We start from the raw sequence: 14,559 nt of genomic DNA, 5'->3' as shown, positions 1-14,559 counted from the left end.
TATGCGCTAATTCAATGAATTTTGCCTAGTGCCTGTAATGAAAATAACTTTAAACGTGTAGCGAAAAGCCGTTAAAGTAGATAAATTTCTTCGATATCGCTGTGTTTATACTATTTATTCGAAAATAGTAAATCTATTTCGACCACCGTTCTTGGACTGGTAAAGTGCAATATCTGCGTCAGAAGTTAACTTTGCAACGTCATAACCTGATAAATCAGAAGAAGTGACACCAAAGCTGGCTGTAATCGTGAACTTATAGCCAGAGTCTTGAGTATCTATTTGTTGAAGTTTATCTATACACTTTTCTGCGATGTTTGCAGCTGCATAGACATCGCAGCTTGGCAACAAAATTAAAAACTCTTCACCGCCTAAGCGAGCAAAAATATCATTGGCGCGAATACATTCCTTAATCGCTTTCGCTGTTGCTTTAAGCGCCCAGTCTCCGGCGTCATGGCCATATGTGTCATTAACGAGCTTAAATTTGTCGAGGTCAAAGATAATACATCCGACGGGTTTGTTGGATGTTTTGGCTAGAAACAAAGTTTCTTCAGCCAATGTCATAAAGTGACCACGATTGTAGGTGTTGGTTAAATAATCGTATTCAGCTAATATTTTTAATCGGCGCTGGGTTCGCCACGAACGATAACCAAGTAAGGCGAGTAGTCCTGCAATAACAAAGGCTAATGTTGCAACCAGTTGGCTGTTGTTTGCTTCTGTTTGAGCTAGTGACTGTTCCACCTTTAACAGTTCATTTTCTTTGTTTAGCAAGTTGATAGTAATTTGTTTTTCTTGGGTTTGCTGTTGAACCAATTGATAAGCAATGGCTTTAGCGTTAACCGAACTTAAGTACGCCTTATCGGCTTGATGATATTTTTCAAAATATGAAAGGGCACTTACGGGTGCTTCTTCAATTTTTGCCACTTCATAAAGTACTTTGTATGCCGTCACTACTGGCTCAGTAAATTTAATCGAAAGTGGTGTTTCGGTGGCTTTTTTTGCGTAAAGCTTAGCTTGTTGGTAGTTTCCAATCTGAAAGTAGGCTTCTGCTAATTCGGCGTAAACACCCATAATGACTCTTGGGTATTTAGTGTTTTCTATGCCTTCAATATGTTCTTTTAGGTACGTTACAACTTCTTGAAAGCGCTGCTGCCTATTTAGCGCTTTGGCTACGTACATCCGAGTTACATGTGCCCAAAGGTGCTCATTGATTGATTCACAGGCTTTAATTGCATTGTCTATTTCTGAGCTAAAAACGTCTATCCGATTCGTGTATAGGCTCGACTCAATATAGGACTGCTGAGCAACGCAATAATGCCTTTCGTTGACTTCTAAGTCTAAAAGTTTCTTAGCAAATGCATACGCGAGATCGTGCTGATACATTAGGTTGAAGGTGATAGCTGCAATAATGTAACTTGAAGCCAGCATATCAGCAGAGCCTTCTAGTTCTGAAAGCTTTACTCCTTGATTAAGGTTTTTCAAGGATAGCTCCCAATCCTCTTTAATGCCGGCAATATTAGCGATGAAAAGGTGAACCCTTGCTTGAAATGCTGTTGGCTCTTTGGATAATGAAATACTCTCTGCAATTTCGATTGCGGTATCGATCTCACCAATGAAAGACTTTTTATACGCTGTTAAATATAGATATTTTGCAAGTTGATGCTTGTTAAAGCTTTGTTCATAAGTGCTAAGTTCATTCAGCACGGTAGAGAGTTGATTCGGGTCACTGCTTCGAACTTTCTCTGCTTTTGCAATGAGTTCGTCAACTAACGATGAATCTGCTGCAAAACAACTTGTGGGAGAAAAATACAAAAAAGCCACTAAAAAAAGTAGTGGCTTGATTAGGAAGCGTTTTGTCATTCGAATTTAATAATTCTTAAATCAAGACCTTATAACTATTAAACGTTAAAAATGACTATTTTTCAAAGATCGTCAATTGATTACGGCCATTATCTTTAGATTTATAAAGCGCTGCATCCGCATCTGTGCTCAGTGCGCTAATGTTATACCCAGAAATCTTTGATGTGGTTATACCAAAGCTTGCGGTAATGGTAAAGTCATGTCCTGATTCAGTTGTATCTATTTTTTGTAACTTGTGAATACACTTCTCTGCCACATAGGTTGCTGCTTGAATGTCACAACTTGGTAATAAAATAATAAACTCTTCACCACCTAAGCGAGCGAAAATATCATTCTCGCGAATACAGTCTTTTACCGCGGCTACCGTCGCTTTTAACGCCCAATCACCCGCGCTATGGCCGTAGGTGTCATTCACTGACTTAAATTTGTCTAAATCAAAAATTATACATGTGACGTTTTGTTTCGCTTTTTGAGCAAGCGCCAAAGTGTCTTCAGCAATAGTCATAAAGTGACCGCGGTTATATACCTTGGTTAAATAATCGTACTCAGCAAGGGTCTTTAAGCGACGCTGTGTGCGCCATGAGCGATAACCGAAGAAGGTGAGCAGTGTTACAATCGCCATTAGTAGTGCGGCAACTAAGCGAGTGTTTTCGGCTTCTGATTGAGCTAAAGACTGTTCGGCTTTTAGCAATTCGTTGCGACTATTGAGTAGTTCGTTTTGTTTGTTAAGCAGATTAATTTCAGACTTTTGTAAAATTGAGTTTTGCTTTGCTTTTTGAAATGCTAGCGCCTTTGCCTCAATCTCGTCTAAGTATGCTCTATCGGTTGAGGTGTATTTTTCATAATAAGCGAGAGCATTTTCATGATCCTGTTGAGATTTTGCTAACTTGTAAAGAACTTCATAGGCGATCCTAGCGGGCTCTGTAGTCTCTAAGCCACTAATGTTTTCAATAACTTTGTTTGCGAATTCTTTTGCTCGCTCTAAGTTTTCTTTAGCTAGATAAGCGTTTGCAAAAGTAGCGTGTACTTCAGTTATAAGACGTCGATAATTGGCTTTTACTACATCATCTTGTGCCATCAATAAAATCATCAGCGCTTGATCAGTATCTTCTTTGGTTAGGTATAATTGTGCTTCTCTAAGTCTTACTATATTAGTTACGAGAGGCTCGTTGGCCAAACTACATAGGCTTTCTACTTTATCAAATTCAGGAGAATTGACCTTAATGTTGCCCGATTGAATTTTTGCATCTAACGTAAACCAATTGACCAAACAATTATTTCTTGGTGATGGATTCGCGCTCAAACTATTTCTATTGAAATTGATAACTTCATCATATTGCCCGTAGAGGACATAAGTTTGCAGTATAACTGCTATCCCTGTATCTCGTAATTCTACGCTAGTAAGGTTTGGTAGTGAGTCAATTATTAAGGTCAGGTATGCCATACCCTCTTGCCAATTTTTAGAAACAGCCAATGTATTTAGCAGTAAAAGGCTACTTCTAAATCTAAACTCTTCGTTTGTTTCTGGGCCCGTAAGTTCTTTACTTAGTTTTACTGCTTCTTCTAAGTTGCCGCTAAAGGTTGCTTTGTATGCTTGTAAATACTTTAAATGTTGTTGTTGATATGGACTAAGAGATTTTTCTGTTGCTTCAAATTCTGCTAATTGTTCTATGAACTTTTTATTATCGCTGCTACGAATACTGTCTAACGCCTTTAATTTGGCGTCATAATCGGTATTTGCATATATAGGGAAAACAAAAAAGCTAATAATCCCTACGATTATTAGCTTAGAGAAAAAATGGTTAGCCATTTGATACTAACTTACTTTCTTCAGATTTATCTTTTTCTTCTTCATCTGATTCCTTAGCTGGCTCGTCATCTTCTGCAGGAACGATAAAGCAAACAATATCTTTTTTAACGTCTAATTTAGCTGCAATTGCGTCACTATCTTGTTTAAGGATTATTGCTTTCTCTTGCTCTGAAAGATCTGCTTGCTCAACAAATGCTGCTAATGCCTCTGCCGATTGCAATGAAGCGTCTTGCGCTATTTTTTCTAGAGTTGTAAGTAATTTTGTCATACTTATTGCTTCCTTTGGTTTATAAATTATTATTTGATAACTTTTAAATGCGGGGCATAATTATTCTGTTCTTCAAGTCTTTCTAATTCTGCCAATATCTTATTGTTTGGTTTCATTTTTTCACTTGGCGGAATTACTAATGTAGTATGCATAAATAAATCGGCAGATACTATATCCTTAAGTAAAATTTCATCACTTCTTATTTTATCGGTTGGTAGTACTTTCGCCTGATATAGTATGACTTTGTGATCTGCAGGATATGTATTTAAAAGCAACTCTACTAAGATTTGGCGATGGGCTGAACCTGTATTATGTTTCTCTAAAGAGCGATCGCCAGCTACTCCAACTTGCCAAAGTACAAGGTAGGCAGAGGGATCAATCAATCTTTGGTAAAACATAAATTGACTCGTTTCATACTGTTGATAGCCGTATTTTCCTGGATCAATGGCTAAATCAGCAAATAGGCAATCTTCAGCTGAAATTCCCGGCTCCATATAAGCATTAAAGCCTTCGTTTTGTGCTATCTCTATTGCCTTATGAGGGACAAATGCAAACACTCCAGGGTGACCATAAAAAGCGCCAACCACTTTTTTTCCTGCTTTAACTTCCTGCAAAATGGCGTCAATCATCTCTTTGTAGGTAATGTTTCGAGATTTACCTTCTTGATAATATGGCTGAAGACTGATTACGTTTGGGTTCATTTCATCAACCCATTGCTCAATTACACCGTTTGACGCAAGTGAGAACACTACGTCGGCTTGCTCGATATGACTTTTGGAAATAGGGGAAATATGTGCGCCTAACTTCATTCCTAGGCCGACACAAACTAAACTACCAGACATAAACTATTTATTGTTTTCGTTTAACGTATTTATACCTTATTTATTAATTTGATTCAGCAAATTTATCTGACAAATGGTTTAAAGGTAGTGGGCGTAATATATTGATAGGTTGTGTTAGCCTTAAATGGTGAAAGTACTTCGCTAAATTCAAAACCTAATTTCTTTACAAACCTACGTACAGCAATGTTTTTTTGCTGATAAAACGTGTGAAATTTAGGTATTTTTAATTGCGAAAAACCGAATGAAAGTAGGCCAGTTATGGCCTCTTCAGCTAACTGCTTGCCGTGTGCTTGTCTAGATAAAATAATGCCTATTTCTGGCTCGTTATCATTTGGTGCAATTACATGCTTTTCTTTATCTTTTTCCTGAAATTCAATTGCCAACCAATTTAAAGAAACAATCCCTAATGGGGAACTACTTTCTTTACATTTGGCAACCCACACTTTCATGTGTGATTTCTCTCCGAAAGGTTTTTTATTTGCCTTTAAGGTGGCTGTAAACGCTTTGTTAGCAGTAGTTGAGGACAGTGGAGAGCCAATTAAGCGCATTATTTTTGGATCGCAATAGAGGGAAACATAAAATGCGCTTTCATCTTCTGATAACAACTCAAATTTAACTCTACGTGTCTCGAATTCCAGACTTGGAGGAGTGAAATGGCTAACGTTGCTTGGCAAAACTAATCACTCCTGTATCTGCTACTGTACGATCAAACACTGTGTAGTAATTCGTAATCAGCGGTAGGCCAACTAGCGTTTGATTAGGCCAGTTTGGCAACTGGCTTAACAGTTTAAAACAAGCTTTGCCTTGTTCTGGCGTATTGGTTTGCCAGTAGTGTGTTGGTGGGCAGGTGAGGGAGACAGGCTCGCCATTTTCACCAGTAAAGCTAAAGGTAATATCTGGCCATTGGCTTAAGTCGAGTTGGCTGGCATCTATACCTTTATATTGCGCTTTTACATCAGTAAACGAGGCGAGCAATTTTGAGTATTCAGGATTAACCTTGGAAAGTTGCTCGATAACTTGTTCATATAGCTCGTGTGTTAATACAGTAAGACTGGCACCTGTATCAACTATGGCATTGGTAAAGTAGTTGTGTATGTCTTTTTCCGCCAACGGCGCAGCGGTAATCGGAGGGTTGTCGCCTACTTGTAGTGATAGCAACTCAACATTGTAATAAACGTCGTGCAGTACTTTAATGTATTGAAATTCGCCTTGGTAAAGGTGCGTTTGTGCTTCACCTCCGCCTAAAATAAGCTGCCCTTGATTAAGTGGATCTTGCTGTAATGTCGTAAGTTCTTCGGGCTTGTTGGTAATGGCGTTTATACCTGGTGCTTCTACATTTACGCTTGAACGTTTGCCATAAAAACTAAAGCGATTTTCAACGATATGTTGCTCTGCGATTTGCGTAAACAAGGGCTTAATATCATGTTCAGGGTATTTCCAGAGAAATGATTTAAACGCTCGCAAATCAACAAAATTGGGTGGGTTTTCAGGAGTTACATCGCTGCTGATATTAAATGGCCAAGGGTAGCTATTATCTGATGACAAGTCCGCATTGTGGAAGTAGTCACTTAGATCAAAGCTTTTGTTCAGGTGATGATAAGCCATACCTAAAATGCCGTCTGCCTGGCCAAATGTGCTGCTTGGTTCTGCCTCTACAATTGCAATGGACGTATCGGCTACTTTGGTTTGCTCATTTGGGTCGTGGTTGTGATCTAAAAAATGCAATTGGCTATGAATTACTGCACCTGCCCAGCCGCCAATACCATAATTAACCTCTTGCACAGCTGGTGTTGCCACTAATGTTTTATCTTTATCTGGCTGATAAGCAGAAGGTTCAACCACTAGCGTGCTACTGCCGGTATCTATAATTAAATTAACAGGAGATTGTTCGCTACCTAGATAAAGGCAAGCGGTATAGTCTCCTTTGGCATATACATTGGTTAAAGCTAAAGGTATGGCGTTCATTGACGATTTTGTTTCTTTACTGAGTTTGTTATAGACATTGCTAATGTGATTTTTATGTTTCATTGGAAAATAGAGTGACTTGGTTACGGCCATGCTCTTTTGATTGATACATGGCGGTGTCAGAATCGGCAATCATTCTATTAATATCATAACCTGACAAATAACTGGTAGTTACTCCAAAACTAGCCGTAAAGCTAAATTGCTGTTCATCAGTTTGGCAAATTTGTTGCGCTATTTCATCTCGGCATTTTTCTGCAATCATCATAGCTGCTTGGCTGTTACATTGCGGTAAGATAATGCAAAACTCTTCACCTCCTAATCGAGCGAATATATCTGCTTTTCTTAAAATGGTACTTATAATCTGCGCCGTTTGTTGTAACGCTTTATCACCAGCTAAATGGCCATATTGGTCGTTGATTGACTTAAATAAATCTAGGTCAAACATAATACAGCTTACTGGCTGTTTGGTGTTGAGCGAGTATTTAAGTAATTCTTCTGCGGATATAACTAACTTTCCGCGGTTAAATATACCGGTTAACGCATCTTTTTCAGCTAAGGCTTTTAATCGCTTTTTAGATTTTAATGTGAAAAATACCCAAGAAATTGCGGCAATGGAGATAACAACTAATAGAGTTACCAATAAAGTTGAATTTTCTGCTTTAGCTCTCGCTAGTTGTTTTTGAGTATTTAGTTCGATGTTTTGCTGATTGAGGCGCTTTATTTCGGCTTCTTTTTGGGCTGTTTTTTCGGTAACAATTTGAATGGCTTGAGCCTTGGCAGTAGCTTCGGTTAAGTAAGCTTTGTCGGCTTTAATATATTCTTCTAAATAGTTAAGTGCTGAAGCGCTATTACCTTTTAATTTCTCTAATTGATAAAGTAGTTTTAGGGTGTCGACCATTGGATGGCTTGTAATAATGTCCCTACCTACTTGGTAGGCTTTTCGCGCAAATTGCTCGCTTTTTTTGTATTGCTTATTTGACCAATAGGCTTTCGCTAGCATGTAGTTGTATTCAGAAATAAGCCTCGGATATAAAGTTTGCTCTACAATTTGCTCGTAGGGCAATAAAAAGCTAATTGCTTCAGTCGCTTCTCCATTTTCTATATATTTATTCGCCACTTTGGTTCGAACTAAGCCAGATACTATATGCTCTTTAATACTATCGCAAAGTGAAGTGACTTCTTGAATTGCAATGTCGAGAGTTGATATTTTATTAAGTGCTAACAATGAGTTAACAATATCACTTGTTAAAAAGCATTTATCTCGCAACGTTATCGTATGTTTTAATCCTTCGCTCGCTAAATCAAGCGCTATTTCATACTGTCCGATTGCCCTGTAAAACATGACAGACAAGGATGTATATCGCTCTAATGTTTCTTTATTAGATGTGCGGGACGAAATATCTTTTAAAATAGCTAGGTGTTTAAACCCTAACAGCCAATTTTTATTTATTAATGAAACGTTTACCAATAAACCGTGTGAACGAGCTAACGTATGTTCTTTAGGTTTTTCTGCAATTAGTTTTTCTAGAGCTTTTATCGCTTCATTGTATTTCCCGTCATAAGTGTGTTTATAGGCTATTAACAAACGTAACAAATGCTGTTGCGCTTGGTTCATCATTGATTTGCTAGCAATAAGCTTGGCTAATAGCGCATTATGCGCTTGTGGCGAACTTGTTCTAATTGAGTTGGCGTAAATGAGCTGTTGCTCTACATTGTCTCGAGTAATATCAATACTTGATTCAGTTTCATTGTCTTGAGCATTATTAATTTCGGTCGAAATTTCTTGGGCATGAGCATATGTAAAGGTGAATATTACCACTAACATATATTCAAAAAACTTAATAATGAAGCGTGAAAGAATGGAACTACTTATCAAATTTAAATCGCTTAAAGTTGGTTTGAGTCTACAAATTTACTAATCATAAACATATGAGTAGACTTTATTTTTAATCGATTACCCTAGTCTAGTCGGTGGTTAATTTCAATGGCAGAAAGTAGTGCTTTTTCAATAATGACTGTCCCGAGTCGCTAAGCAAGTAGTTAATATACTGCTGTGCGTTGACTGAAACTCGCGATGCAATAATGATATTTAATGGTCGTTTAAATTGGTATTTGGGGTTTAGTTTGTCATTAATGATCGGAAGTTGCCCGTCGAGGCTTAACACTTTCACATTGTCGACATTACCCGTTTGACTATATATTTTAAAAGCACCTAATGATTCGAAAGTCTTACTATTAGGTGTACGAGAAATATTAGCTACCGCTTGGTTTATCTTGTTGTACATTTTGGCTTTTACTTGGCCATATAATTGATTAATACCGCGCTTTTTAAAAACCAGTTTATTATTGTTTAGTGGGGCTGGCATACTTTCTAATTCAAAAAAATCTAAAAATGATTGATGTGTGCCATGTCTTTTTCCTTTGCTAAATAAACTGATATCTCCTTGGCGTTGATTAGTATACATATTAACGACTTGTGTCGAGCTAAGGTTAGTAAGTTCACTTGCTTTATTAGCGAGGAATACAATGGCGTCTTGACCAAATGTGATTTGCGATAATTCTGGCCATTTGTTTACCTCTTTAGGGGTTAAATAACGTGAAACAATACCTAAATCTGATACGCCTTCTGCAATAGAAACTACGCCTTTGTCTGAACCAATAGGGCGCACAAGTAACTTAATACCTGATTGTGCTAAAAAAGGTGCTTGCGTTACTTCAACTAGCTTACCTATTGATGTTGAGCCAACAATGAATAAGGTATTGTTTTCTTTTTCGTTAGCGATAGCTGGGGTATGAACAAGTAGAATTAGCAGCAACGCATAGAGTGACTTCATTCCTTTGCTCATAGTTTATTTTACAATAGATGCCGTTACCAATAATTATAGAATGTGGATAAAAAAACGCCCCATTAATGGAGCGTTTTTTTATTATAAAAATTGATGGTTAGAAACCACATTGGCGATCTTTATTTTTCTCTTTTAACCAAGTGTGAAGTGGTGCAAAGTAATCTAGGATAGCTGTTGCGTCCATTTGTTCGTTGCCTGTTACCACTTTATAAGCTTGTTGCCATGGTTGGCTTGAGCCCATTTCAAGCATTTGGTTTAATTTAGCACCAGCATCTTTGTTGTTGTAGATAGAGCAACGGTGAATCGCTTCAGTATTGCCCGCAATTTCACAAAGTGCACGATGGAATTCAAATTGCTGAATATGAGCTAAGAAGTAGCGTGAATAAGGTGTATTTGCCGGTACGTGATATTTGGCACCTGGATCAAATGCGTCTGCTGCGCGATCAACTGGCGCTGCAACACCTTGGTATTTTTCACGTAATTCCCACCACGCTGTGTTGTAGTTCTCTGGCGTTACTTCGCCCGAGAATACTTTCCAACGCCATTGGTCTACTAATAAACCGAATGGAATAAAGGCAACTTTATCTAATGCCATTTTCATTAATAAGCCAATATCCTTTGACTCGTCAGGAATAGTGTCGATTAAGCCAATTTCTTTTAAGTATTTTGGTGTTACTGATAACGCTATGGTGTCACCAATCGCTTCATGGAAGCCATCGTTTGCAGAGTTTTGATAAAACACAGGTTGGTTTTTGTAGGCACGTTGATAGAAATTGTGACCTAATTCGTGGTGAATAGTAGCGAATTCTTCACCTGTTTTTTGAATACACATTTTTATTCGGATATCGTCTGCACCATCTAAGCTCCATGCTGATGCGTGACATACCACGTCGCGATCTTCAGGCTTAACAAATAATGAGCGTGTCCAGAATGTCTCTGGCAGTGCTTCAAACCCTAACGAGGTAAAGAAAGTTTCAGCACCTTTAACCATTTTAATTTCATCATAGTTATGTGCGGCTAATTGTTCAGTAACATCGTAGCCAGGATCAGCATTTTCTGGTGCAACTAGATCATAAATATTACCCCATTGTTGAGCCCACATATTACCTAACAAGTGAGCTGGAATTGGCCCGTCTTGTGGTACTTTGTCTGTGCCGTATTTCTCACCTAATTCACCACGAACATAACAATGCAAGTCGTCGTATAATGGTTTTACTTGGCCCCATAAGCGATCTAACTCTTTGGCAAACTCGTCAGCAGGCATATCGTAGTTTGAACGCCACATTGCACCTAAATCTTTATAGCCAAGGCCTTGTGCACCTTCATTCGCAAGTTCAACTTGACGCTCGTACATTGGTTTCATATCTGGACTTACGGTGCGCCATCCTTGCCATAACTCAAGTAATTCGTCGTAGTCGCGCGAGCTAGCCATTTTGGCTGACATTGCAACCAAACTTAACTTTTCGCCCGCTTTAGTGGTGTATGTGCCTTTACCGTACATACCGCCCATATCAGCACCAAGCTTGGCAAGTTCCGCCGATTTTTCGCTATCTTGCGGTGCAGGAATGACTAAGCTCTGTTTAAGAATGTTGAGTTTTCTGCGTTGATCTTCAGTTACTTCAACGTCATCAAACTTAGCCGCTTCCATAGCGAATGTTACGCCTGCTTCAGTAGACTTTTGCGCAGCTTCAGATGATAACTTTGCAGTATCTTCTGTGATGAAGTTTTGGTAGATCCATTCAGCACGAGCGCCGTCTATGTTAAGTGCCTTCATTTCATTTTCAACGTTTGTTAAAAAAGTTTCTGCATCTTGGCTAGTCAGTGGTGCTTGCACCTGTGGTTGATCTTTTGTTGTTGTTTCAGCTTGTTGATTACAACCGCTCAAGCCTAGTGCAAGGGCACCTGCAATAGCGGTAACTTTAAAAATATTGGACATATAAATTAACTATTATTATTTGGAGGAATAGCCAGTATAAAGCAGGGAATATTTTTTTAAAGTCTAGAAAGGGTTCGGCCGCATAGCGTCACTGCTATGCGGCCGATATTTCATGAAACAAGGAAGTTTTACATTACGCTTACAACAGGCTTCAATGCCAAGCACTATTAAGTGTAGACCTATATTTCAAAGTTAGCAGGATTATTTAATGATTTTTTATTAACTTATTAATTTTAAAGGTAAAAAAAGCCCAATCGAATAGATTGGGCAAAGTTATAAGGGAGAGTATAACAAAGTTACTTAACAAGCTTCTACCTTGGAAAGTTGAATTAATCTTAACGCTGAGCAGTGTTTTTTACTGTTGATAAAGTGTTTTAATATGTAATGGTGAAAAGGGCGGTATTTAGCGAAAAAGCTAGGAAAAAAAAGCCCAACTAAAATGTTGGGCAAAATTCATGAAACAAAGAAAAATCACTTCACAGCGGTTATCTGGAAAGCTGTACACACTGTAGCCAATTTTTGTGTTTTTTGATGTTGAATTTTTGTGCAAATTTGTAACTGGTGGTGTTACACAATTTTATTGTTAAATATGAGCATAAAAAAAGCCCAATCGAATGGATTGGGCGAAGTTATAAGGGAGAGTATAACAAAGTCACTTAACAAGCTTCTACCTTGGAAAGTTGAATTAATCTTAACGTTGAGCAGTGTTTTTTACTGTTGGTAAAATGTTTAAATATGTAATGGTGAATTAGGGCAGTATGTGGCAAAAAAGTTGGAAAAAAAAGCCCAACTAAAAAGTTGGGCAAAATCATAAGGGAGAGTATAACAAAGTCACTTCACGAGATAATTGTCTCGAAAAACTGGAACTATCATATAAAACTAACAGGTATTTTACTGTTGTATCTTTGTTTAAAAATGTAATTTACACCTCTAAACGTGTTCTTTTATTTAGTTAAAAGAATTTAATATTTCTTCGTCTAAATAACTTCCAAAAAAAGACTCAGTGCCGATTGACAGATCAGGTCGCTGAGCCAGGGAGAAACGCTTAATGAATACTTTGAGGGGGCAATTTTAGAAAAGTTCCATAAATTTTAAAAAATAATAAAACTTTCGTAGTTAAATGGGTTTTTAGTGTTCTTCTAGCGAAAGAAAAAGTGTTTTAGCATTTGAGTACTTACCTTATATATTGACGTGCTAGTGATTTCTAAGCTATTTTAAACGCACGTTTAAACTGAACGTTTAAATTTGATGGATTTTGGCAGTTGGCGCGTTAAAGATGAGTACAAAAGATAAAATATTAGATGCGGCAGAAGAACTTTTTGCGGTAAAAGGTTTTAACGGAACATCCCTTAGGGAAATTACCAGTCAGGCAGAAGTAAATTTGGCCGCGGTAAATTATCACTTTGGTTCTAAGAAAGAACTAATCAAAGCGGTTATGTCTCGTTATATGAACGAGCTTGCTCCTAATTTGGAAAAAGCTTTGTTGGCAGTATATGAAAAAGAGCAAATTGATTTAAAAGAAGTATTTACAGCTTTTGTACAACCCTTACTTTCGCTTAATCAATTTAGAGAAAACGGCACAAGTAATTTTCTTCAATTATTAGGTCGTGGCTATACGGATAGCCAAGGTTTCCTTCGCTGGTTTCTAACGACTCAGTACCCGAATGTTATCGCTTACTTTGTTCAAGCAGTTCAAAAGGCTTATCCTGAGCTTACTCCTGAAGATATGTTTTGGCGTTTACATTTTACGATGGGAACTATCGTATTTACTATGTCATCGAGTGATGCATTATTGGATATCGCTGAAAGTGACTTTGAGAAGCAATTAGAAATAGAGCATTTAATAGAACAAGTTATACCGTATATAGCAGCAGGAGTCGCTGCACCTTTGTCATAGTAAACTTAAAACAAATTGTTTTATCATTAAAGCGATATATTTTAATATCGCTTTTTTAATACCCCAAATTTAGTATTCAATTAAAAGAAAGGGAAAAAATGGGACCAATAATGTTAGATGTCGATGGGACATCGTTAACTAGTGAAGATAAGGAGCTTTTGGGTCATCCATTAGTTGGAGGTTTAATTTTATTTGCCCGTAACTATCAATCACCTGAGCAAGTGAACGAGTTAACTCGCCAAATAAAAGCAAGCGCTAATGGTGACATTTTGATTGCTGTTGATCATGAAGGCGGTAGAGTTCAGCGTTTTCGCGAACAGTTTTCTGCAATTCCTGCGATGGGCCAATTATGGCAAATGGCAAATGGCTCGCTTGAGGAAGCGAAATTGCTTGCGAAAAGTGCAGGACAGCTTGTTGCACTAGAAGTCATGTCGGTAGGTGTTGATATCAGCTTTGCACCGGTTGTTGACATTAATGATATTTCTGAAGTTATAGGTGATAGAGCTTTTCACCAAAAGCCAGAAGTTGTTGAACCACTTGCGAAGGCCTTTATTCAAGGTATGCATTCTATTGGCATGAAGTGTACCGCTAAGCACTTTCCTGGTCATGGTAGTGTTAAAGAAGATTCTCATATTGCCATGCCGTTGGATGGGCGAAATAAGCAGGAAATATTCGGCATTGATATGCAGCCTTTTAAAGGTCTAATGCAGGATAACTTGGTGAACGCTGTGATGCCTGCTCATGTTATTTATCCTGATATTGACGACAAGTCAGTTGGCTTTTCACCACTTTGGCTACAAGAAATTTTACGCGGTCACCTAGGGTTTGATGGCGTTATTTTTAGTGATGATTTAACAATGGAAGGCGCGGCTTCCATTGGTGGCTATATCGAACGAAGTGAAGCCGCCCAGCAAGCTGGCTGTGATATGTTATTAATCTGCAATAATCGAAGTGCGGCAGTAGAGGTTATTGACAACGCTAATCTAATCGCTGATCCGATAAGCCAGAGTCGGTTACAAAAAATGCTTCCTAAAACTTCAATTAATTATTCGCAATTACCACAATTGGCAGAGTGGCAACAGGCGAGAACAATATTAGGAATTAGCTAACCTAATATTAAACTAAAGGGGGCTACTTG

The 14,559-nt window shown here is 38.0% G+C and carries 11 protein-coding genes; 2 read left to right on the top strand and 9 right to left on the bottom strand.

Annotation, left to right across the window (positions count from 1 at the left end; all coding sequences use genetic code 11):
* Window positions 1-114 precede the first annotated feature (114 nt).
* From HII17_RS16835 to HII17_RS16795, 9 genes are all read right to left on the bottom strand, one after another.
* A complete protein-coding gene (locus HII17_RS16835; RefSeq protein ID WP_169076542.1) occupies window positions 115-1,809 on the bottom strand; it encodes a GGDEF domain-containing protein in 1,695 nt (564 codons plus the stop codon).
* Window positions 1,810-1,912: 103 nt separating this feature from the next.
* Complete coding sequence (locus HII17_RS16830) at window positions 1,913-3,667, bottom strand: tetratricopeptide repeat-containing diguanylate cyclase (RefSeq protein WP_169076541.1); 1,755 nt, start codon at window positions 3,665-3,667, stop codon at window positions 1,913-1,915.
* On the bottom strand, window positions 3,660-3,935 hold the full coding sequence (locus HII17_RS16825) for a hypothetical protein (protein WP_169076540.1): 276 nt from the start codon (window positions 3,933-3,935) through the stop codon (window positions 3,660-3,662). The genes HII17_RS16830 and HII17_RS16825 overlap by 8 nt, the downstream gene beginning before the upstream one ends.
* A gap of 29 nt (window positions 3,936-3,964) precedes the next feature.
* A complete protein-coding gene (locus tag HII17_RS16820; RefSeq protein ID WP_169076539.1) occupies window positions 3,965-4,777 on the bottom strand; it encodes an SAM-dependent methyltransferase in 813 nt (270 codons plus the stop codon).
* Window positions 4,778-4,839: 62 nt separating this feature from the next.
* Entirely contained in the window at window positions 4,840-5,451 is a 612-nt protein-coding gene (locus HII17_RS16815) for a GNAT family N-acetyltransferase (RefSeq protein ID WP_169076538.1), read from the bottom strand.
* Window positions 5,435-6,805 (bottom strand): pepsin-like aspartic protease, encoded by a 1,371-nt coding sequence (locus HII17_RS16810; RefSeq protein ID WP_211185400.1) that lies wholly within the window; start codon window positions 6,803-6,805, stop codon window positions 5,435-5,437. Before HII17_RS16810 ends, HII17_RS16815 begins: the two co-directional genes overlap by 17 nt.
* Window positions 6,795-8,618, bottom strand: coding sequence for a tetratricopeptide repeat-containing diguanylate cyclase (locus HII17_RS16805; protein WP_211185399.1), 1,824 nt, complete (start codon window positions 8,616-8,618; stop codon window positions 6,795-6,797). Before HII17_RS16805 ends, HII17_RS16810 begins: the two co-directional genes overlap by 11 nt.
* 88 nt (window positions 8,619-8,706) lie before the next feature.
* Entirely contained in the window at window positions 8,707-9,576 is an 870-nt protein-coding gene (locus HII17_RS16800) for a substrate-binding domain-containing protein (protein ID WP_169076535.1), read from the bottom strand.
* 109 nt (window positions 9,577-9,685) lie between these two features.
* Window positions 9,686-11,524 carry a M2 family metallopeptidase gene (locus HII17_RS16795; RefSeq protein ID WP_169076534.1) on the bottom strand — a complete coding sequence of 613 codons (1,839 nt, stop codon included), beginning with the start codon at window positions 11,522-11,524 and terminating at the stop codon, window positions 9,686-9,688.
* 1,276 nt (window positions 11,525-12,800) lie between these two features.
* On the opposite strand from HII17_RS16795, the gene HII17_RS16790 reads away from it, so the two are divergent.
* Both HII17_RS16790 and nagZ read left to right on the top strand, forming a co-directional pair.
* A complete protein-coding gene (locus HII17_RS16790; protein WP_169076533.1) occupies window positions 12,801-13,421 on the top strand; it encodes a TetR/AcrR family transcriptional regulator in 621 nt (206 codons plus the stop codon).
* Window positions 13,422-13,519: 98 nt separating this feature from the next.
* Window positions 13,520-14,530 carry a beta-N-acetylhexosaminidase gene (nagZ, locus tag HII17_RS16785; RefSeq protein WP_235938912.1) on the top strand — a complete coding sequence of 337 codons (1,011 nt, stop codon included), beginning with the start codon at window positions 13,520-13,522 and terminating at the stop codon, window positions 14,528-14,530.
* Window positions 14,531-14,559: the final 29 nt, after the last annotated feature.

Origin of the sequence: Thalassotalea algicola (assembly GCF_012932965.1) — a bacterium.
GTDB lineage: Bacteria > Pseudomonadota > Gammaproteobacteria > Enterobacterales > Alteromonadaceae > Thalassotalea_F > Thalassotalea_F algicola.
This window is presented reverse-complemented; position numbering and strand designations above follow the sequence as displayed.